Origin of the sequence: Rothia similimucilaginosa (genome assembly GCF_029850985.2) — a bacterium.
In the GTDB taxonomy this organism is placed as follows: domain Bacteria; phylum Actinomycetota; class Actinomycetes; order Actinomycetales; family Micrococcaceae; genus Rothia.
The window spans coordinates 1,513,161-1,535,250 of record NZ_CM138149.1; the positions used below are offsets into that span (position 1 = coordinate 1,513,161).

Here is a 22,090-nt window from a genome sequence, read left to right on the forward strand (position 1 = left end):
CTAGAGAGCCTCGGCGGTAGAGGACTGCTCGGAAACAGATGCGGTCGCTTCAGCCAGGGTGTGTGCCTCCGCAAGTTCTTCCTCCAGAACCTCCAGCAGGTCGCCTTCCAGCACATACTCGGACAGTTCGGAGGCGACATCCTCACGAACCAAAGCCACCACGAAAGTGCCGTCCGATACGAAATCGGTGCTCCTAATTTCGGCATCCCACTCGTGCAGGCGCGAAATAATCTCACCGTGCGAGTACGGAATCAGCAGCTTCACTTCAATAGAGGGGCGCGGAATAGTGTCCGCAATCTTCTGCTTCAGCTCATCAATGCCCTCACCGGTACGCGCCGAAACGATTACGTGCTCCGGTTCGCGCTGACGCATACGCTCCAGCACGAACGGGTCGGCGGCATCAGCCTTATTCAGCACAATAATCTCGGGGATATGGCGGGCGTCAACCTCGGCAATGACCTCGCGGACAGCACGAATCTGCCCCTCCGGGTCCGGGTGCGAAGCATCCACCACGTGCAGGATGACGTCAGCGTCAGCGACCTCTTCCAAGGTGGAGCGGAAAGCCTCCACCAGCTGGGTCGGCAGCGAACGCACGAAACCCACCGTGTCAGAGAGGGTGTAGCCGATACCGTCCGGGGTCTGAGCCTTACGGACGGTCGGGTCCAGGGTCGCAAACAGGGCGTTCTCCACGAGCACGCCGGCATCGGTCAGACGGTTCAGCAGGGAGGACTTACCCGCATTCGTGTACCCGGCAATAGCAACCGAAGGCACACGGTTACGGCGACGGTTCAGACGCTTCGTTTCACGCGCCGGCGCCATCGCAGCAATCTCACGCTTAAGCTTCGCCATGCGAGCGCGCAGGCGGCGGCGGTCCATCTCGATCTTGGTTTCACCGGGACCACGCGAACCGATACCCTCACCGGCTGCGGCACGGCCACCCGCCTGACGGGACAGGGAGGCACCCCAACCACGCAGACGCGGCAACATGTACTCCAGCTGTGCCAGCTCAACCTGCGCCTTACCCTCTCGGGACTTGGCGTGCTGAGCGAAAATATCGAGAATCAGGGCGGTACGGTCAATGACCTTGACCTTCACAATGTCTTCGAGGGCACGACGCTGAGAGGGAGCCAATTCGGAGTCGACAATGACGGTGTCGGCGCCGGTCGCCTCCACAATGTCCTTGAGTTCCAGCGCCTTACCGGAGCCGAGGAAGGTGCCGGGGTCCGGCTTGAGTCGGCGCTGAACCAAACCGTCCAAAACCTCGGAACCTGCGGTTTCAGCCAGTGCCGCGAGCTCACGTAGGGAGTTCTCCGCGTCCTCTACGGTGCCTTCAGTCCACAGACCAGCCAGCACCACGCGCTCCAGGCGCAGCTGGCGGTACTCGACCTCGGTGACATCTTCAAGCTCGGTGGAGAGGTTTGCGATACGGCGCAGTGCGCGGCGCTCAGCGAGGTCTTCCTGGTCACCGTCATATTCGGAATGTTCGCGCTGAACGTCAGAAATTTCACGTGCGCGAGTATCCAGCACACGGCGGCTATTGTGGCTGCCGTGGGTGCTGGAAGAGTTATCGCTGTGATGCGCGGTACCGGCTGCGTCATACGTCGTGACGGAGGCAGTGGCCTGGGAGCGGCCCAGAACGCGGTCTACGGTGCGGCGCAACTGCTCATCACTGGGCAGCTTTTCGGTATCAGATACGGGGTTGTTCTTAGAATTCATACGACTCTAATTCTACCGCCGTTGCCCGCATCAGGTAGGGGATTCGGTCGCCTGTGCGCTGAGGGCGTGCAAGCTGCCGACCCGCCCCGTGCATTCTCTGCCCGTGTGCGGCGGGTTCTTGCCCGACCGGTACACTGGATAGCATGAGCGAGCAGCATTATTTCTCTGAGACCCCCGAGACCGAATTCAAGCCCCGCCCCGTGCAGGTGGAGCTTGCCGGCCGCAAGGTCACCGTCACTACAGCTACCGGCATTTTTAGCCCCTCCGGTATTGATAAGGGCACCGCTATTTTGCTGCAGGAAGCACCCGACCCGCAGGGCGAACGCATGCTCGACATCGGCTGCGGTTGGGGCCCCATCACCCTGACTTTGGCGATGCTCGCACCGCAGGCGCAGGTGCACGCGGTGGATGTGAACTCCCGCTCCATTAGCCTGACCGAACGCAACGCCGCCGCTCTCGGCCTGTCCAACGTCACCGTGGGAACCCCCGAATCGGTTGACCCCGAACTGCGTTTTGACACCATCTGGTCGAACCCGCCGATTCGCGTGGGCAAGGAGGTTCTGCACGAGATCCTGCTGACCTGGCTGCCGCGCCTGGCACCCGGTGGTGACGCCTACCTGGTGGTTCAGAAGAACCTGGGCTCCGATTCTTTGCAGAAGTGGATGGACGCGCAGCTTGAGGAGCTGCACCCCGGCGAGTTTGAGGTGTCGCGCTATGCGACCTCGAAGGGCTTCCGTATTCTGCAGGTGCACCGCTACGAGGACTAGAACCTCTCGCGCTCATTGCTAAAAACGTAAAAGCGGCGGGTGTTTTCTGAATTTATTGTCAGAAAACACCCGCCGCTTTTCTCTATAAAATCTCTGGTCTAGGGCTGCTCGCTATCGTTGCAGGCTATCGCAGCACAACGGTCGCAACCATCTGCGCCGGGCCAGCCAGAACAACATGCTCCAGGTCGTCCGGGCCCAGCACGAAAGTCACCGCGAGGGTACCGCCGGGCACATGCACCAGCCACTCATCCGGTGCTTCCTCACCACCCCAGAAACGGGTCGCAGCAGCAGCCGCACACGCGCCGGTACCGCAGGACAGAGTCTCGCCCACGCCGCGTTCGTGCACACGCATACGGATAGCACCCACATGCGCGCCGCTCTCAACATCCAGGTCGACCGGCACCACAAACTCAACGTTCGTGCCATTGACCGGGGCGGGGCTCACTTGAGGCAGGCTGTGCAGGTCCAGACCGTCCAGCTTACCATCGGAGCCGAGCATCACCACGGTGTGCGGGTTACCCATCGAAATGGACAGGCCAGCACGCGGAGTCTTCAGGCCACGAGCAGACACCAGGCAGTCCTCGCCACCCTCGCGGGCAGCCTCACCGTGAATGAAGCTCCACGGACCCATATCAATCGCGTAGCCCTCTTCGGTACGCGCCACAGTCTTCACGCCGGCACGGGTACCAATCTTGACGGTCTCGCCCACCTCAAGCTCAATCAGGCCCTCAGTGCGCAGGTACTCCACGAACGCACGCACACCGTTGCCGCACATTTCAGCGACAGAACCGTCACCGTTGCGGTAGTCCATGAACCAGACAGCGTCCGGGTGCTCCTCGAGCAGCTTCTGACTCGCGCGGGAGGCGGTGCTGCGGGCAGCACGAATGAAGCCGTCCGCGCCAATGCCGAAGTGTCGGTCGCAGGCGCGGGCTACCAGCTCGGGGGTGAGGGCAATTTCTGCGTTCTCGTCCGTCAGAAAGATGAAATCGTTACCGGTGCCGTGACCCTTAGTGAGGGTCAGGCCTGCCAGCTCGCCCCAGATGGAAGGGTTCTCGCTCATATGCTGTCCTTAAGGTTGGTGACCTATCCGTTTATGATTTTACCGCGCGGACCGGTTCAAAGGGGTATCCGCTCGGCTCCAGCTCGTTATTGTGGCTTATCGGGTGCTTTCGCAGATGATGGCTTCCGCCTCATCTACAAGGGTGGGTGAGAGCGCATCCAGCCAGTGCACGCGCGGGTCCGCACGGAACCAGGTCAGCTGGCGGCGCGCAAACTGGCGAGTCGCAATGGTCGTATCCTCAATCGCCTGCTCCACGCTGTAGTCCGCATCCTCAAGGGCGCGAGCGAACTGCGCGTAACCAATCGCGCGGGAAGCAGTCTTACCCTCCTGCAGTCCCTGCTCGTTCAGGGTACGAATCTCATCGAGCAGACCCTGCTCGTGCATCAGCTCCACACGGCGGTGCAGACGCTCATGCAGCAGGGCACGATCCATATCCAAACCAATCTGAATACTCTCCGTCACGTACTCGCGCACCGGCATGAACGCCGAGAACGGGCGACCCGTCACCTCAAACACCTCCAGGGCACGAATAATGCGGCGCTCATCCTTCACGCGCGCAGCCGACTCCGGGTCAACCTCCGCCAGGCGGGAGTGCAGAACACCAATACCCTCGGTACGCGCCTGCTCCTCCAGGCGCTCACGCACCCGCGCATCCGTGCCTGGGAACTCCAACTTATCCAGGGCAGCACGCACATACAGGCCGGAACCACCCACCAAAATCGGGTAGCGGCCACGAGCACGAATCTGCTCAATCAGCTCACGGCTACGCTCCTGAAAATCCGCCACAGATGCCTCATCCCGCACGTCCATAATGTCCAGCAGGTGGTGCGGAACGCTGCGCATCTCCTCCGCAGTGACCTTCGCGGTACCAATATCCATACCCCGGTAGAACTGCATAGAGTCAGCGTTAATGCACTCACCGTTCAGGCGCAGAGCCAGCTCAATAGCGAGAGCACTCTTACCGGTGCCGGTCGGGCCCACAATAGCGATAACGGGCAGAGTTTCGGAGATAGTCATGCGCCCCATTCTACCGGTTCCCTCACCCCCACTTGCGGTGGCGGCAAGAGCCCGAAGAACAGGGCGCATGATTCGTTATAGGTTTTAGGGGCGCAGACCGATGGTCGGCATGCCCAGGCCCACCGGTGTACCGGGCACCTGGGTGGTGCCGGTACCGCAAGAGTCAGCCTGGGAGCGGTCCCACGCGTCACCGGCGCGGGTGCGGCGCAGCTGGTACTGCTCGGCGGTCGGGTCAGAAATCAGGTGGAAGGAACCAGCCTCGGTAATGGGCACGGTGACCATGTCACCGGGGCGGGGAATCTCACAACCCTCGGGCACCGAGAAATGCACGAGGCGCTGGTCCGGGCCACGACCGGAGAGACGGTGAGTCTGGTCAGCCTTACGACCAGCCTCCGCAACGACCATCAGCTCAACGGTCTTACCGAGCTGCTTGCGGTTCTCTTCACCGGCGATACGGTCCTGCAGGGCAATCAGACGCTCGTAGCGTTCCTGCACGACCTCCTTCGGAATCTGGTTCTCCATGGTCGCCGCCGGGGTGCCAGGGCGGATCGAGTACTGGAAGGTGAATGCGGAGGAGAAACGAGCCTGCTCCACAACCTTCAGAGTGTCCTGGAAGTCCTCTTCCGTCTCGCCGGGGAAGCCCACAATGATATCGGTGGTAATCACGGCGTTCGGGATGCGCTCACGCACCTTGTCCAGAATATTCAGGAACTTCTTGGAACGGTAGGAGCGGCGCATATCCTTGAGCACCTTGTCGGAGCCGGACTGCAGCGGCATGTGCAGCACGGGCATGACGTTCGGGGTCTCCGCCATCGCGTCAATCACGTCGTCGGTGAACATTGCCGGGTGGGGGGAGGTGAAGCGTACACGCTCCAGGCCCTCAATCTCACCGCAGGCACGCAGCAGCTTGGAGAATGCCTGGCGGTCTCCGAACTCCACGCCGTAGGAGTTTACATTCTGGCCGAGCAGGGTCACCTCAATAGCGCCGTCATCGACCAACGCCTTAACTTCTGCGAGAATGTCGCCGGGGCGGCGGTCCTTTTCCTTACCGCGCAGGGACGGCACGATACAGAAGGTGCAGGTGTTATTACAGCCAACGGAGATGGACACCCAGCCGGAGTACACGTGATCGCGCTTAGTGGGCAGGGTGGAGGGGAAAACTTCGAGGGATTCGAGCAGTTCTGCCTGCGCCTCGTGGTTGTGGCGGGCGCGCTCCAGCAACGCCGGCAGGGAGCCAATGTTGTGAGTACCGAACACGACGTCAACCCAGGGTGCCTTCTCAATGATGGCGTCCTGGTCCTTCTGCGCCAGACAGCCGCCCACAGCAATCTGCATGCCCTTGTGAGCGCGCTTGACCGGCGCCAGCTGACCGAGGTTGCCGTACAGGCGGTTGGAAGCGTTTTCGCGAACCGCACAGGTATTGAAAACCACCAGGTCGGGCTGGGTGCCTTCCTCAGCGCGAACGTAGCCGTTAGCCTCCAGCAGGCCGGACATTCGTTCGGAGTCGTGCACGTTCATCTGGCAGCCGAAAGTGCGCACTTCGTAGGTGCGGGGGCTGGTTTCGGAGGTCTGGGCGGAATCGCTGAGGGTCGAAGTCATGCCCTATAGGGTATCCGATGGGGGATAATGACTCTATGCAGGTTTCCCTTAGTAGTAACTTTCCGGCTCTGTCTCCGAACGGTTCTTCCGCCCCCGCCCCTGACGGGGAGCTTCTGAACACCCTCATTGAGGAGGCGATTGCCGCCTACTCCCCCGTGCCGCCTCATGCGAGCGCTGATTCTGCTTCGATGCGTCAGACCCTGATGCAGTTGCTCAGCTGGGCGTATTCTTTGGAGCAGGTGGCTGCCCGCACGGTTGAGCGCGTGCAGATTCTGGGCACCGGCATGCGTTCCGTTGTGGTGCGTGTGGCGTATGAGCCTGCCGCCGAGTCTGCGGAGTCTTTCGAGTCTACACAATCTTTGCCGACCTCGATTATTGTGAAGCGTTACCGCCGTAAGGATTCGACGGTGAACGCGGGCGGTTTCGGGTACCTGCGTGAGCGCTACGGTTTGGAGGCGCTGAACCGGCAGGTTCCGGGTCTGTTCCCCCAGCTCTACGGCGCAGATCCTGAGCTGCGCGTGCTGGCGCTGGAGGATGTGAGCGCCGGAACCGTTGAGGGCGAGCAGTATTCGGTCGCCCACGCCCTGCTGGAGGGCACCGAACAGCAGGCGCTGGATGCGTTGAACTACTACATTGAGGCGTACCGTCCGCTTGCCGCCAGCGGCATTATGGGTGAGGCGGTGGAGGAATATCGCCTGAACCTAGCACGTGCCGATCGCAAGGTACACTTCCCGGGAGCTATTGCCTCGCCGGGTTTAGCTGAGCGCGGGTTGAAGAAGCTGTACGGTGTGGCTGATGAGGCGCGCTCCCCCGAGCACGGTGCTGACTCTAGCCCCGATTCTAGCCCCGCCGCGCATGAGGACGCGCCCGTTCTTCCCACCGCCGTTGAGGAGCTGTCCTTCCGTTTCCGCCGCGTTCTGCAGCCTTTCTTTACTAAGCGCCCGCCGGTACCCGAGCAGTTCAAGCTCAACCGCGGCAGAGTGTATATGCTCTCTTCGGGCGATTTTTCGCCGCAGAACGTGCTGATCGGTTCGGCGGACGGCGCGCAGGTGCGCATGGTCGATGCGGAGGGCACCTGCCTGCACCACCGCGGCTTCCCCTTCGTTGAGGCGATGCTGGGCTTCCCCTCCTCGCCGGAGTACCCGCGCTACCGGGTGGATCGCAAGAAGGCGCTGCCGGCGCTGTACTCTGCCCTCTTTGAGGATGCCCCGCTGGATGAGCACCTGGCGGAGGATTTGGCGGTGTGCACGGCGGTGACGGTGTGCGCCCTGTTGGAGCTGTACTCTTCTTCGGCACGCTCCGGCTTGTTACCTCGTATTCGCCGTGAGGGTGCGCAACTGATGCGCCTGCTGCTGGAAATCGCTGGTTCTCAGGATGCAACCCTCGCCGAGTTCGCGGACCATCTGGGAGCGGTCAAATAAACAGCGAATATAGCCTTCGACAAGGCATTTTATAAAGCTCAAAAACGTAAGGGTGAGCCCGCTACAGAGTATGTCTGTAGCGGACTCACCCTTTTAACTCATTGATGGAAGCCTTAGACGGAGCGACCTACTCATCCTAGACCAGAGCCGCCAACTACCAGAGCTCGTCATCCGCACCGTAGTCGGCAAGTTCCTCACGAATCACCGACATCGACACCGAGGAGGAGTACCCGCGGCGAGCCAGCATCCCCAGTAGTCGGCGGGTCACCTTATCCTTTTCGGCACGGTCGCTCAGGTCCATACCGGGGCGCAGCTTCTTATGCACCAGCTCGGCAGCGTCCTCACGTTCCTGCTCGTCGGTGCGCTGAGCCAGTGCGTTCTCTGCTTCTTCACCGCGCACCCCGCGTTCAGCGAGCTCACGACGCAGCGCGGCGCGGGAGAGCTTCTTGGTGCGGCTCTTCTGTGCCACAAACATTTGGGCGTATTCGGCGTCGTCAATGAGTTTTGCCGCCTCAAACTTATCGAGCAGCGGCTCAATGAGCTCCGCCTCGAAGCCTTCTGCCTGCAACTTCTTACGCAGCTGACCTCGGGTTTTTGCCGAGTACGCCAGCTGATTGTACACGATGGTTTTAGCGCGAGTGTAGGGGTCTGTTTCTTCCGCGACGCGGGCGGTACGCACCTTCTGCTTCCAGGAAGGCACGTTGCTTTCCGACGGTGAGGAAGCATGTCCTATCTGAGAGCCGCCCGGTTGGAAGCCCCGAGCTCGAGAACCGCTCTTTGGGGAACCCGCCGAAGCGGCACGGCTCTTTCCGGTACCAACGCCCTGCGCCTCTTCCTCAGCAATGCCGCGAATGAGTGCTTCTTCAGCCGGGGTGAGTTCTTCGTTCAAGCTGCTTCCTTCCCTGAATAGGTTGCTCCCCGAGCCGCGGCCGGTTGGACTCTTGCGGGTTTCCTCATCGTCACTGCGAGCTCCGAAGGCGGGCGCGTAGGGCGAACGGCTCCGCATTTTCTCTTCCTGCGCCGCGCTCATACGACGGAACCCACGCTTGTAGTCTGTGTTCTTGGAGGCACGCGAAGACTTGCGTTTCTTCTGCTTATCCCGCTGAGCTGCTTGCCGCTCAATCTCTTCCTTTTCTTCGGCGGTGAGCCCTGACCCGATGGATGCGGCACCGGCTCGACTCATACGGCCAGCCGCCATGGGGCGCGGCTCGGCACCGCCGGGGGTGAAGGCACGAACGGGCGCTTCGTCAATGGAGACGGCGGGCAGGTTCGGGTCAACGAGCAGGCTACGACGCGGGGGCTCGCTACTTTCTTCGGAACTGCCATCTTTAAAGTTGGCGGGCGCAGCTTTCAGGAGCATCTCGGGTACGCGGAACTCCCCCGCGTAGTCGCCGCCGTTATCGCGGGCGATGCTTTCTTCAACAAAGCCGTGCGCGGCGGGGTGCCAGTCCGGGAACTCCTCAGCAGCTACCGAATCCGCGGCCCTGTTCCGCGCCCACTTTTTGGGTCCGTTTTCTCTAGCCGATGGCTTCTTCTTAGGCGTAGGCTTTTCAGTCTGCCGCGCTTTCGGCTTGGTTTTTTGGGGTGAGGGTTCTTGACCCCCAAGCGTCTCCGCTATCGCTTCTGCAGGTGCTACTTCTTCCGAGGGTACCCAATATTCCCCTACGTACTTAGGCTCTGCCGGATACTGAGGTTCAACCTCATAAGGAGGCTCGTCAGGGTACGGGGGTTCATCCTGATACGGGGGCTCTCCGACAGCAGGAAGCGTAACAGCAGGAGGCGCCTCCCAGCTGAGGGTGGGCTCCGCCAGGGCGGTAGGCGCCTCAAAATTGAGCGCTTCGAAGCCGCCTACCTCAACAGGCGGGGCTGCCGGTTCAAAGGAAATAGCGGTCTCAAAGGAAACAGACGCAGAGAATGCAGAGTCTTGGAAGGCTGAACCTTCCAGAGCCGAGGAACCGAAGTGCGGTTCGGTCCCATCCAGCGCCGCAAAACCGGCATCGTCGTCACGCGCGCTGTTTTGCTCGTGCTCTTCATGACCGTGCTGTTCCGTCATGCTCAGTTCCTCCTCTGCCCTGTATTGGATCGTTTATTGACGGGTCACTGTTGACCCGTGCACCAGACTATACGGCGCTCCCCCATTGTAACGAGGCGCTGTCTCGGCACCCCCGATACTCTCTTTAAAGCACTCTCCGTTAACGACAGATTGCCGTGCACCGTGCGGAATGCACAGCACACGGCAATCAGTCGTGGCGTTAGCAAGAAGCTACGCGGGCCGGTTTAGAAGTCCTCAGCCAGCTCGTCCAGCGGGTCGTTACCCTCGGATTCAGAAGCAACTGCCTGCTCTTCAGCTTCTTCCTCAATGATGCCCAGCTTCACCAGAACCTTGTACTGCAGTTCCTCGGTGAGCTCGGGGTTGTCCTTGAGCAGCTTACGAACGTTCTCACGGCCCTGACCCAGCTGCTCACCATCGTAGGTGAACCATGCGCCGGACTTCTTGACGATGTCGTTCTCCACTGCCAGGTCCAGGATGCCGCCCTCAACGGAGATGCCCTCACCGTAGAGGATGTCGAACTCAGCCTGCTTGAAGGGCGGAGCCATCTTATTCTTCACAATCTTGGCGCGGGTGCGGTTACCGATCGGGTTAGCGCCGTCCTTGAGGGTCTCAATGCGGCGGATGTCGATACGGACCGAAGCGTAGAACTTCAGTGCCTTACCACCGGTGGTAGTTTCGGGAGAGCCGAAGAAGACACCAATCTTCTCACGCAGCTGGTTGATGAAGATTGCGGTGGTGCCGGTTGCGGAGAGGCGGCCGGTAATCTTACGCAGAGCCTGGCTCATGAGGCGAGCCTGCAGGCCCACGTGGGAGTCACCCATGTCACCTTCAATTTCGGCGCGGGGTACCAGTGCTGCAACGGAGTCGACGACCACGATATCAACGGCGCCGGAACCAACCAGCATGTCCATGATTTCCAGTGCCTGCTCGCCGGTGTCGGGCTGAGAGACCAGCAGCTGGTCGATGTCCACACCCAGCTTAGCCGCGTAGATCGGATCCAGTGCGTGCTCGGCGTCGATGAACGCCGCCACGCCGCCTGCCTTCTGAACGTTCGCTACAGCGTGCAGTGCAACGGTGGTCTTACCAGAGGACTCGGGACCGTAAATCTCGATGACGCGGCCACGGGGCAGGCCGCCAATACCCAGAGCTGCATCCAGAGCGATAGCGCCGGTGGAGATCACCTCAGTCTTGGTGATTTCCTTATCACCCAAGCGCATGACCGCGCCCTTGCCGTAATTCTTATCGATCTGTGCCATCACGGCTTCAAGTGCCTTGGCGCGACCCTCTTCGGGAACGCGAGCTACGCTCTGAGACTTGGTATTCTTAGCCACGGTAGTACCTCGTTCTTTGTGTTGTCAGTGGTTGACGGGAGTAATGTTTCTTCGGAATCGGTGGGACTCGTAATCGAGACCTTGAAGGTTTTGGCCTACCGGTTCCTTCTGAGACTACTCTAGGGTCACAGCCTGACAGGATAAGGCCATTTTTTAAAATCTGTGGAAAACTTTGAAGACTTTTCCAAAAAATTCCTGATGTGGAAAAGTCTAGCATGAGTCGAACAAAATTACGACCCGGTTTCGAATAAATCGGATAGGGTTTCGGCATATATTTTCGAAAAACCCGGATTCTCGGCTAATTATTCGAAAATACTTCCCGCACAGGCGCCAGCACTCGAACAATTGCCAGGGAACAGCTGGTAGGCACCGCACAGGCGCTAGAACACGCCAGGCTCACTACCTAGCGCAACGGCTCCTTATCGGGACCCAGGCGGCGTTCCTGCGGAATCTCCTGCTCCTCACAAATCGCAAGCCACACATCCTTCGGGCTAACGCCCTGATCCAGCGCCTCCGCAGCGGTCACATGCCCCAACGACCCCAGCACCAAGTCACGCGCCAGCACCGGAGCATACCCGGCACCGAACTCATACTCCATGCACACCCAAAATTCGCTCAGCTTCACAAGCGCTCCTTCCTCTTCACCGCTAGTTTGCTTCATAATTCGTCACATCGCCCGAGAATAAACTGAGAATAAGCGATGCCGCACACCACCTTACGGGGATGCACGGCATCGCTTCACATTTAGCGCGGCATGTGCCGCCTTGCGTTACTTCGAGAGAATGTAGTAATCGCTCTTGTACTGCTCAGACATCTCAGCCGGAACAGTATCCGGAATCTGAACACCCTCGAGAACTGCCATACGGTCGGCAACCTCACGCAACATCTGGGACATCGGAATGTCCAGAGCCTGGCAAATCCATGCCAGCAGTTCGGAGGAAGCTTCCTTCTGACCGCGCTCAACTTCGCTCAGGTAACCGAGGGAAACACGGGCACGCTGGGAAACCTCGCGCAGGGTGCGACCCTGACGCTGGCGAACATCGCGAAGAACCTCACCGATTGCCTGTCGCAGGGGAACAACCTTAGCTTCCTCAACGACCGGGGCGACCTGTCGGGGGGTCTCCTCGATTTCCTTCCACTTAGTAATGCCATTAATCGATACACGCTGCTTAGCCATGAGCTTCTATATCACTTTCCTGAGTAGGTATTCCCGACGCGCGGGACTGTACAGAATAAGCCTAACTGATTTTTGGAGCGTGAGCTAGGTGCCCCGCCACTTTCGTCTTCTTCTTACGGCTTGTATCTATTCAAACAGACGAACCTATGCCTTTATTCCTGCAGAGCTGAAAGAACCCTGTGAATATATTTGAACCGTAAAATTTTTTCTCAGGTAGGCGCTGCACAGATGATTACACAGCCATTCCAGGCGCCACACAGCACAGCACAGCACAGTCTAGCCGAGTCGCTACGCCAGCTCATTCTCCAGAACCCCCACCAGCACCACCGCGCACCGCACGCGCCAGCAGAGCAATCGCATCCGCGCTCGCCGCCTCACGAATCTGCGCCCGATCCCCCGAATAGTGCCGCTCAAACACCTCAGAACCACCCGGGGAACGCACCCCAATATAGACCGTACCCACCGGCTGACCATCCGCAGGATCAGGACCGGCAACACCCGTGGTCGACACCGCATAATCAGCACCGCACACACGCGCCGCACCGACCGCCATCTGCACCGCCACCGCAGGATGCACCGCCCCCTCACGCGCCAGCAGCTGAGCATCCACACCCAACACCTGAGCCTTCACCTCGTAGGCATAGGAAATCACTCCGCCACGGTAATACGCGGATGCGCCCGGCACCGTACAAATCGCGCCGCCCACATCCCCGCCGGTCAGCGACTCAGCCGTTGCCACCAGCACCGGCCCCTCCTGGGAGGCACGCAACCGCACCGCATCACGGAGCAGCAGAGCCGCCGCCTCCGGGGTACCGGAGAAAACCTCAGCAGGCTCAAGGGACGGAGCATCTTCAAGTATGAGGGGAACCATTATTCTCTCCTTTCAGCGGCGAACCGCCGACCAAAACCTCACGCGGCACACAACGCACCGCAGGTACAACGAAGGGGAGCAGCACACGCCACTCCCCCCTCGCCTCTAATGACCGCCGCCCTGGGAGGCCTGAGCCTGCAACCAGTTACGACGCAAAATATACGCATCACGCACATACACCAGGCCGGTCCACACGGTAATCGCAGTGACCGCGCCCATCAGAATCCAACCAGGAATCAGCCACCCAAGACCCAGCTGACCCAGCGGCAGAAGCATCAGCACCAGCGCCACCGTCTGTAGCACGGTCTTAATCTTGCCGCCCTTGCTAGCGGCCATCACACCGTACTTAATGATGAACAGACGCATGATTGTAATGCCCCACTCGCGCAGCAGAATCACAATCGTGACCCACCACCACAGCTCACCCAGCGTCGACAGCACAATAAACGCCGCGCCGGTGAGGAACTTATCGGCAATCGGGTCAGCAATCTTGCCGAAGCTCGTAATCAGATTACGCGAGCGCGCCAGATAGCCGTCCGCCCAGTCCGTGAGCATGGCAAGAATGAAAATAATCCACGCCAACCAGCGGTGCATCGAATCTGCGGCACCAAAAGTACCACCCGTAACCAGGGCAACAATGAAGAAAGGAACCGCAATAATACGCAGAACCGTCAACACATTCGGCACATTCCAGTTCGAAGGCTTCGCTGCGCTGACCGCACCTGCGGGTGCGGAATTGCGAGCTTCACTCATAACAGCTCCTTACGGGTAGATCGCTTTCGACGGTGAGAGACCGCGTACGCGCCGACACCTAAACGTATCGGGGATACGCAAACACCCCGTACCATCCATTATACGTGTGCCGTAGCAGACATCACGGGGACAATGCGGGGTGCATGTCGCGCGTTCACTCAGCTGAGTGGGCAGGGCGCTGGAGGACTAGCGGCCAGTCAGCTGCCAGGCGTCCTCTGAACCCTCATCATCGGGCTCATCGAAATAGTCGGTGACCGCTTCACCCGGGTCCACCGCATTCGCGTACGGGTCGGCAGCCGGAGGCTCCTCACCGCGAATACGTGCCAGGGTCACCTGCAGGTCATCCGGGCGGATCAGCACCTCACGTGCCTTCGAGCCCTCCGAGGGGCCCACCACGCCCTGCGATTCCAGCAGGTCCATGATACGGCCAGCCTTCGCGAAGCCCATGCGCAGCTTACGCTGCAGCATCGAGGTCGAACCGAATTGGGTCGTAATCACAATCTCCGCCGCCTGTAACAGATCGTCGAGGTCATCGCCAATTTCCTCATCAATCTGCTTCTTCGCGGCAGAGACCATCACGTCCTCACGGTAGATGGTCGGCGCCTGCTTCTTCACGTGCTCAACCACTGCGTGAATCTCAGACTCAGACACCCACGCACCCTGAACACGCATCGGCTTCGAGGCACCCATCGGCAGGAAGAGTGCGTCACCCTGACCGATCAGTTTCTCGGCGCCGGGCTGATCCAGCACCACGCGAGAGTCCGTCACCGAGGAGGTCGCAAACGCCATACGAGACGGAACGTTCGCCTTAATCAGACCGGTCACCACATCCACCGACGGACGCTGGGTTGCCAGCACCAGGTGAATACCCGCCGCACGCGCCAGCTGCGTAATACGAACAATCGCTTCTTCCACGTCACGTGGAGCGACCATCATCAAGTCGGCGAGCTCGTCAACAATCACCAGCAGGTACGGGTACTCGTGCACCGTGCGCTTACTACCGGGATCGGGCTGAACCTTACCCTCACGCACCGCCTTATTGAAATCGTCCACGTGCTTATAGCCGTAATGGGCGAGGTCATCGTAGCGGGCGTCCATCTCACGAACCACCCACTGAAGAGCCTCAGCTGCCTTCTTCGGGTTCGTAATGATGGGCGTAATCAGGTGCGGAATGCCCTCGTAGGCGGTGAGCTCCACACGCTTCGGGTCGACCATCACCAGGCGCACCTGGTCCGGGGTTGAACGCATCAGAATCGAGGTAATCATCGAGTTCACAAACGAAGACTTACCGGCACCGGTCGCACCGGCGACCAGCATATGCGGCATCTTTGCGAGGTTGGCCAGCACGAAGCCGCCCTCAACGTCCTTACCCACACCCATGACCATCGGGTGGTGGTTCGCATGAGCCTGTGAGGAACGCAGCACGTCACCCAGCGCAACGGTCTCACGGTCCGTATTCGGAATCTCAATACCAATAGCAGACTTACCCGGAATCGGAGACAGAATACGAACATCCGGGCTCGCCACAGCGTACGCAATATTCTTGCTCAGCGCGGTCACACGCTCCACCTTCGTGGCGGGACCCAGCTCAATCTCATAGCGGGTCACGGTCGGGCCGCGCGAGAAGCCGGTGACCTGCGCATCCACCTTGAACTGCTCCAGCACATTCGTCAGAGCCTCAACCACATGCTCGTTGACCTCGGAAGATTCCTTGGCGGGAGGACCAGCAACCAGTAACTCCTCCGAGGGCAGCACATAGGTGCCGCGGGAGGACTGCACAACCTGCTCGCCGCGCGCCTGCTCGGTGGTTGCCACCTGAGTATTGTTCTGCAGCGGGCGGGATGCGCCAGCCTCAGGCGCTCGCGAAGCCGCGGGAGCCACGTTCTTCGGGTGCGCACCTGGCGAGTGCATGCGGGTCGGAATCGGAGGCTGAGCCGCGGGGGCAACAGGAGCCTGGGGTGCAGAAACCGGGGCCGCCGACCGTGCTGCAGGCTGTGCAGAGTTAACTACCTGGTGGTGCTTCGTCTGCGGTGCAGCTTCCTCAGAAGCGCCGAAGCCATCGTATGCTTCAACGTCAAAGAGGGGCTCCTCGCCAGGAATACGGTTCACGCGGCCATTCGCCACTGCGGCACGCTGCACCTGGTCCAGGCGGGCTGCGGGTGCATCCGATGCCTCAACATCGAAGAGGTCCGGGCTGCTCGAATACGCACTGTTCTGCGCAGAAGTACCCTGCGCAGCCGGTGCCTGGTTGAGGCGGCCCGGCAGACGGGACAGGCGGTTCGGCTTAGCCGCCGGGCGCGCCTGCTGAGCGGATCCCTGTGCAGAGTCCACGGGCTGTACCGGCATCTGCGTGGTCTCCGGGTGAGTCTCATCCACCACGGCGCTCACGAATGCTTCATCACCGGCGTACTCGTCCAGGGAAGAATCCGTCGACGCAGCGGGAGCAATGCCCAACCAACCGCGCAGACGAGCGAACAGGCCGCCAGACTTCGGAGCCGTACGTGCCGGCTTCTCATCCTCGTACAGGTAGCTACGGTCGTGCTCCTCAGCGTTCAGATTCACGGTCTGAGTTGCATCCGAAGGGCTGTCCTTCACGGAGGTTCGAGTCGTGCCGTTGGGCTTCTCACCCAGAGCCAGACCGACCATGTGCAGGGTACGCGGCACCACCTGACGAATCGGAGTATTCGTCAGAACCATCAGACCGGCAATACCCAGCAGCAGATGAATCAGAATCTCAACGAACGCAATACCGCCGCTCACACGCACAATGGGGGTGCCCAGCAGAACGCCAGCCACGCCTCCACCAGCCCAGACGGCGTCAAAACCATCCGCGAAGGTCGGGTGACCCGCATGGCGGGCAAAGAACAGGGAGGTCGCCACCAGTATGATGAAGGAGCCCACCGCCACGCGGTTATTACGTTTAATGAGGTCAGGTCCACGGAAAATGCACCACGCCATGATAAGGCAGAACACCGGAATCAGCAGGGCACCCTGACCGAAAATACCGCCCAGCATGGTGTGCCAGGCATCCAGCGGCGCTCGCAACAAACCGAGGGAGGTATGGGAACGCCAGTTGTACCACTCCACCCCTGCGCTAATCATGCCAAACAGCAGGATGGTGAGCGCGCCACCGTCACGGCGGTCTTCGGGCGCAAGGTCGGTGCGCACCGCACCAATGGAGCGGAAGAGCCCACCGATAGCGTGAGCTATACTCAGCCAGACGGAGGAGATAGCGCCCGCTACAGGGTTCGCTGTGTTGGCACCGCGCTGGGCGCCGCCTCGGGAGGTGGTGCGCTTGCGGGTGGTCTTTTTAGTGTTTGCTTTAGTAGAGGTCGTGTTACGACCCTTCGTGGTCCGTGGAGCCATACCTTTTAGGGTATCAACCTTCCCGTTAATGTACCGATTCTTTCGTTATCAGTGAGCTAAAAAGTGCACCTCGCCCGGCGCCTATGTGGGCATTGATAGGGCGCTGATAAGGCGCTTCTCCCCCCACTGCGTTCGCTTTCGCGTAGCTTTCGCGCATACGTTCTGCAGATACACAGCAGGCGGAGCCGACACAACGTATCGACCCCGCCTTTTCGCTATGACAGGCAGCTAGCCTCGCGCAGAGTATTAGTTCTTCGCGGCCTTCGAGGTGTTCTCAACAACCACGGGAACAATCATGGGCTTGCGGCGCAGACGGCGAGAAATCCAGGCGCCGATGGTGCGGCGCACAATCTGCTGCAGCTGCTGCACGGTGTGCACCTTCTCCGGTGCGCGGTGCAGAGCATCCTCCAGAGCGGCAGTAATCTTCGGAACAATCTCGTCAAACACCGAGTCGTCCTCAGCGATACCGCGAGCATGAATATCCGGGCCGGTCACCACGCGCTTAGTTGCGCGGTCAATGACGGTCACAATGGACACGAAGCCCTCTTCGCCCAGGATGCGGCGGTCCTTCAGATCGCTCTCGGTGACCTCACCGACAGAGCGGCCGTCAACGTACAGGTACTCGCAGGGAACCTCGCCCACCACAGAGGCCACGCCATCGCGCAAATCCACGACGGTGCCGGACTCGCAGAGCAGCACGCTCTTCTTCGGAACACCGGTCTCCATCGCCAGGTCGCCGCTGGCAATCAGGTGGCGAACCTCACCGTGAACCGGCATAACGTTCTTCGGCTTGAGAATGTTGTAGCAGTACAGCAGCTCACCCGCAGCAGCGTGACCGGAAACGTGAACCTTCGCATTGCCCTTGTGCACCACGTTAGCTCCCAGCTTCATGAGGGCGTTAATGATGCGGAAGACGCTGGTCTCGTTACCGGGAATCAACGAGGATGCGAGTACCACGGTATCGCCAGGCTCGATTTGAATCTTGTGGTCACCGTTCGCCATGCGCGACAGTGCCGCCATCGGCTCACCCTGCGAACCGGTGCACATCATCACGATCTGGTCGGGGCGATAGTCATCGACCTTCTTCAAGTCCACCAGCACGTTCGCGGGAACCTTCAGGTAGCCCAGCTTCTCAGCAATGGTCATGTTACGCACCATGGAGCGGCCCACGAGCACGACCTTACGGCCACGCTCAGCGGCTGCATCCAGCACCTGCTGCACTCGGTGAACGTGCGAGGAAAAGGACGCCACAATAATGCGACCGCTTGCGTCACGGAAAACGTTCGATAGCACCGGACCGATATGCTTCTCTGTCGGGGTAAAGCCGGGAACCTCAGCGTTGGTGGAGTCCGGCAGGAACAGGTCCACACCCTCCTCGCCCAGGCGGGCGAAGTGGCGCAGGTCGGTGATACGGCCATCCAGCGGCAGCTGGTCCATCTTGAAGTCACCGGTGTGCAGGACCTTACCCGCCTGGGTGCGGATGTAGACAGCCAGCGCATCCGGAATCGAGTGGTTCACGGCAACGAACTCACACTCAAACGGGCCGAAACGCTCCACCTGGTGCTCCTTCACCGCGAGGGTGTAGGGCTTGATGCGGTGCTCGGCGAGCTTCGCCTCAACCAGCGCCAGGGTCAGTTCGGAACCAACCAGGGGGATATCGGGGCGGCGGCGTAGCAGGTAGGGAACCGCGCCAATATGGTCCTCGTGGCCGTGGGTCAGAACCATGGCAACGACGTCGTCCAGACGGTCAACAATGTAGCTGAAGTCGGGCAGGATTAGGTCCACGCCGGGCTGGGACTCTTCGGGGAAGAGCACGCCACAGTCAACAATCAGCAGCTTGCCGTTAATTTCGTACACGGTCATATTACGACCGACTTCGCCCAAGCCGCCCAGGGGCACCACGCGCAGGGTGTCCTTCTTCAGGCGGGGCGGGAGGGGAAGATTCGCTTCAAAGACGCTCATCGTGTGTCTCCTCTTTCTTCTATGTTTTCTTGTGATGTCTGTGATTCGTAGGCGACGCTTCGTACCGCAAGCACTCCAGCGGGTTCGGCTCTCACGTGCCGAGGCTGCGGAAGTGCTGCCGGTGCGTCCAAATCACCGAAAGTATTAAAAGTATTGGGGGCGTACTGCACGGGTGCCTCTGCCTAAGTTAAGTCCCTGCCTGAGTGGGGACCGAATCATTGGGCAGTAAACCGCGGCAATACGTCAGAGCGGACCCCTCACCCATTGCTAGGTGTGGAGTCCGCGTCCGTTGGCTATATCATGCCCCCCGAAGGCGGGGTATGACGGTAGCCAAAATCCTCTATATATGCGCTCCCCGCACTATTGCGTGATTGGGCAGGCATCAAAGTTTAGGAGTTCTTCAGGGTGTGAGCGATACTCGAGGAGAGCAGGTCAGCTCGCATCGCCTGGGCAACATCCGGTTCGGAGAGTACGTGCGGCAGGCGAACGACAGGCTGGTCCAGTACACCCTGCCAGGAAAGAATTTCCTTGGCGGCAACGCAACCGGGGGCACGTCCCATGGTCGCTCGGACAATCGGAGTCAGTTCCAGGTGAAGACGCTGCGCCTCCACCAGATCCTGTGCAACGACAGCATCAATCAGGGCACGGAAGAGTGCGGGTACCACATGTGCGGTCACCGAAACAAGGCCGACGGCACCCGTTGCCATCCAGGGAAGGGTCAGTCCGTCGTCGCCGCTGTAGTAGTGCAGGTCGGTGGTTGCCATGACTTCGGTTGCGGCACCGAAGTCTGCCTTGGCGTCTTTCACCGCTACAATACTATCAATTTCTGCCAGGCGATGGTAGGTTTCGGGTGCGATGGGGATGCCCGCACGCCCCGGAATATCGTAAAGCATGACGGGGGTCTCAGTTGCCTTCGCAACGGTCGCAAAATGAGCGTAGACACCCGGCTGAGTCGGCTTGTTGTAGTACGGAGTCACGACCAGCAGGCCGTCCACACCAACCTTTTCGGCGCGGTGCGCCAGCTCAATAGTATGCGCGGTATCGTTCGAACCAACACCGGCAATAATCTTTGCTCGAGAACCAACAGTGTCCTTCACGATCTGGAAGACGCGCTCGTTTTCGTCATCGGTCATGGTGGAGTATTCGCCGGTGGTGCCGCAGACCACCAGGCCATCGTGGCCATTCTCCACAAGGTAGCTCGCCAGGTCTGCGACCTGCTTTTCGTCAACGGAGCCGTCCTTCGCGAAGGGGGTTACCATTGCGGTCAGAAGGCGACCGAAGACTGGTTCAACAAAAGTGCCGGGATTCGAAAGGTTCTCAGACATATGTCCAGAGTACGCCCGAACTGCAGATTCTTGCCACAGAGCGCATAAGTTTTCATATCTGTTCTACTATTCGGACTCTTTCAAAACCCACGGTACTTTCGCGAAGGTTCACCCGCAGGGGCTATGAAACCGGGCGCGAATCCTCAGCGTTATCAACCACACATCAAAAAATATGCGGCATTGAGAATGAATCACCGCGGCTACGCCTAGTGAATAGCCTTCGCCTGACCGCCCGAACGCAATGCCCACGCGTTACGCATTGCCGCACGGGCACGCTTGCGCTCACCACCCGCATCGTACATGCACGACAAGTTGAACCACGCCTTCCAGTTATTCGGCTCCTGCTCCACCGCCTCCGCGAAGCTCTCAAACTCCGCAGCCGCAGCCTCACGGTCCACACGGCCGGAGGGGGTGCGCGGCAGGTTATCCTCCACCAGCTCGTTCGAAGCCGCCAATTCCCGAGCCATACGCTGAATACGGGCGCCGAAAAGCACCTCACGCACCAGCGCCCACGCGCCCAGAATCGGCAGCAAAATCATACCCGCACCAAGCACAATGCCAGCCACCGAACCGGAAGCCAGCATCACAAAGCCCTGTTGCGCAATATGCGCCAAATACAGGGTCAGTAGGGCGCAAGTCATTGCCGCGAAGGTCTTACCCCAACCGCCGGCATCCACCGCAACGAAGACGGCGCTAAAAATCAGTACGCCCAAAATCAAAGCACGCACCGTCAGCGGCAGCGGCAGAATCAGCACAGTCAGCACCATCAGCGCACAGGCGCAGACAGCCCACAAACGCAGGGAAGTCCACCAGGGGCCACGGCTACGCGCCTCAGACGGAGCCGACGAAACCTCGTGTGAAGTCTGTTCAGACAATACTCTCTCCTAGGACAAATCCATGTAGGCGTCCAAGCCCACGCTCAAACCGGGATACGCCGCCACCTCACGCACACCCAACAGCACGCCGGGCATAAAGGAGGCACGGTCAAAGGAATCATGACGAATCACGAGCTGCTGACCGGGGTCTCCCAGCAGAATCTCCTGGTGCGCCACCATGCCGCGCAGACGCACCGCGTGTACGTGAATATCGTCGACCACTGCGCCACGCGAGCCCAAAGGATCGGAAGTGGTGGCATCGGGGCTTACACCCACGCCAGCCTCCGTACGGGCAGCAGCCACCTTGCGGGCAGTATGCACAGCGGTACCGGAGGGGGCGTCCACCTTATTCGGGTGGTGAATCTCAATAATTTCTACAGATTCGAAGTAGCGTGCCGCTTTCGCCGCAAACTCGGTGGCGAGGATCGAACCAATCGCGAAGTTCGGGGCGATGAGCACACCCACCTCGGTGTGCTCAGCCAGTAGCGCTCTCAGGGACTCCAGGCGTTCGGGGGTCCAACCGGTCGTACCAACCACAGCGTGCATACCATGCTCCACCGCGAAGCGCACATTTGCTTCGCTGGATTCAGGAACGGTCAGGTCAATAACAATCTCTGCCCCGGCATCGACCAGCTCCTGCAGGTCGTCGCCGCGGCCCAGCGCCGCCACCAGGTCTATGTCTGCGGAGGTGTTGACGGCACGCACCGCCTCGGAACCCATGCGGCCCGCAGCACCGAGTACCGCTACCTTCCAGATTTTTTCATCAACCTCGTGGGTCATGATTCTCTCCTCCGTAA

General features: G+C 60.1%; 17 protein-coding genes. 2 read left to right on the forward strand and 15 right to left on the reverse strand.

Annotation, left to right across the window (positions count from 1 at the left end):
• A complete protein-coding gene (gene hflX, locus QFX07_RS06260; RefSeq protein WP_279755189.1) occupies positions 1-1,716 on the reverse strand; it encodes a GTPase HflX in 1,716 nt (571 codons plus the stop codon).
• Between the two features lie 143 nt (positions 1,717-1,859).
• Here hflX and QFX07_RS06265 point away from each other — a divergent pair, with 143 nt between their 5' ends.
• Positions 1,860-2,483 carry a class I SAM-dependent methyltransferase gene (locus QFX07_RS06265; RefSeq protein ID WP_279755188.1) on the forward strand — a complete coding sequence of 208 codons (624 nt, stop codon included), beginning with the start codon at positions 1,860-1,862 and terminating at the stop codon, positions 2,481-2,483.
• Between the two features lie 124 nt (positions 2,484-2,607).
• On the opposite strand, the gene dapF is transcribed toward QFX07_RS06265, so the two are convergent.
• The 3 genes from dapF to miaB all read right to left on the reverse strand — a co-directional run bounded on the left by dapF (position 2,608) and on the right by miaB (position 6,159).
• Complete coding sequence (gene dapF, locus QFX07_RS06270) at positions 2,608-3,543, reverse strand: diaminopimelate epimerase (RefSeq protein WP_279754393.1); 936 nt, start codon at positions 3,541-3,543, stop codon at positions 2,608-2,610.
• A 96-nt stretch (positions 3,544-3,639) separates the two neighbouring features.
• Complete coding sequence (gene miaA / locus QFX07_RS06275; protein ID WP_459741155.1) at positions 3,640-4,560, reverse strand: tRNA (adenosine(37)-N6)-dimethylallyltransferase MiaA; 921 nt, start codon at positions 4,558-4,560, stop codon at positions 3,640-3,642.
• A gap of 84 nt (positions 4,561-4,644) precedes the next feature.
• Positions 4,645-6,159: a tRNA (N6-isopentenyl adenosine(37)-C2)-methylthiotransferase MiaB gene (gene miaB, locus QFX07_RS06280; RefSeq protein WP_279754390.1), complete on the reverse strand. Its 1,515-nt coding sequence runs from the start codon at positions 6,157-6,159 to the stop codon at positions 4,645-4,647.
• Positions 6,160-6,194: 35 nt separating this feature from the next.
• Between miaB and QFX07_RS06285 the strand changes: the two genes are divergently transcribed.
• Positions 6,195-7,580 carry a hemin ABC transporter substrate-binding protein gene (locus QFX07_RS06285; protein ID WP_279754389.1) on the forward strand — a complete coding sequence of 462 codons (1,386 nt, stop codon included), beginning with the start codon at positions 6,195-6,197 and terminating at the stop codon, positions 7,578-7,580.
• 154 nt (positions 7,581-7,734) lie between these two features.
• Here the strand turns inward: QFX07_RS06285 and QFX07_RS06290 are convergent, their stop codons facing one another.
• The 11 genes from QFX07_RS06290 to dapB form a co-directional block, all read right to left on the reverse strand.
• A complete protein-coding gene (locus tag QFX07_RS06290; protein WP_279754388.1) occupies positions 7,735-9,633 on the reverse strand; it encodes a RecX family transcriptional regulator in 1,899 nt (632 codons plus the stop codon).
• Between the two features lie 224 nt (positions 9,634-9,857).
• Positions 9,858-10,964 (reverse strand): recombinase RecA, encoded by a 1,107-nt coding sequence (gene recA, locus QFX07_RS06295; RefSeq protein WP_279742153.1) that lies wholly within the window; start codon positions 10,962-10,964, stop codon positions 9,858-9,860.
• Positions 10,965-11,367: 403 nt separating this feature from the next.
• Positions 11,368-11,589: a DUF3046 domain-containing protein gene (locus QFX07_RS06300; protein ID WP_459741156.1), complete on the reverse strand. Its 222-nt coding sequence runs from the start codon at positions 11,587-11,589 to the stop codon at positions 11,368-11,370.
• A gap of 144 nt (positions 11,590-11,733) precedes the next feature.
• A complete protein-coding gene (locus tag QFX07_RS06305; RefSeq protein ID WP_005507109.1) occupies positions 11,734-12,141 on the reverse strand; it encodes a helix-turn-helix domain-containing protein in 408 nt (135 codons plus the stop codon).
• 298 nt (positions 12,142-12,439) lie between these two features.
• Entirely contained in the window at positions 12,440-13,012 is a 573-nt protein-coding gene (locus QFX07_RS06310) for a CinA family protein (RefSeq protein ID WP_279754386.1), read from the reverse strand.
• A 105-nt stretch (positions 13,013-13,117) separates the two neighbouring features.
• Positions 13,118-13,765 (reverse strand): CDP-diacylglycerol--glycerol-3-phosphate 3-phosphatidyltransferase, encoded by a 648-nt coding sequence (pgsA, locus tag QFX07_RS06315; RefSeq protein ID WP_279754385.1) that lies wholly within the window; start codon positions 13,763-13,765, stop codon positions 13,118-13,120.
• Between the two features lie 186 nt (positions 13,766-13,951).
• On the reverse strand, positions 13,952-17,131 hold the full coding sequence (locus tag QFX07_RS06320) for a DNA translocase FtsK (protein ID WP_279754383.1): 3,180 nt from the start codon (positions 17,129-17,131) through the stop codon (positions 13,952-13,954).
• Between the two features lie 246 nt (positions 17,132-17,377).
• Positions 17,378-19,093, reverse strand: coding sequence for a ribonuclease J (locus QFX07_RS06325; RefSeq protein WP_279754382.1), 1,716 nt, complete (start codon positions 19,091-19,093; stop codon positions 17,378-17,380).
• A 389-nt stretch (positions 19,094-19,482) separates the two neighbouring features.
• Positions 19,483-20,418: a 4-hydroxy-tetrahydrodipicolinate synthase gene (dapA, locus tag QFX07_RS06330; RefSeq protein ID WP_279742063.1), complete on the reverse strand. Its 936-nt coding sequence runs from the start codon at positions 20,416-20,418 to the stop codon at positions 19,483-19,485.
• 206 nt (positions 20,419-20,624) lie between these two features.
• Complete coding sequence (locus QFX07_RS06335; RefSeq protein WP_279742062.1) at positions 20,625-21,293, reverse strand: hypothetical protein; 669 nt, start codon at positions 21,291-21,293, stop codon at positions 20,625-20,627.
• A 9-nt stretch (positions 21,294-21,302) separates the two neighbouring features.
• A complete protein-coding gene (dapB, locus tag QFX07_RS06340; RefSeq protein ID WP_279754381.1) occupies positions 21,303-22,073 on the reverse strand; it encodes a 4-hydroxy-tetrahydrodipicolinate reductase in 771 nt (256 codons plus the stop codon).
• Between the last annotated feature and the right edge of the window lie 17 nt (positions 22,074-22,090).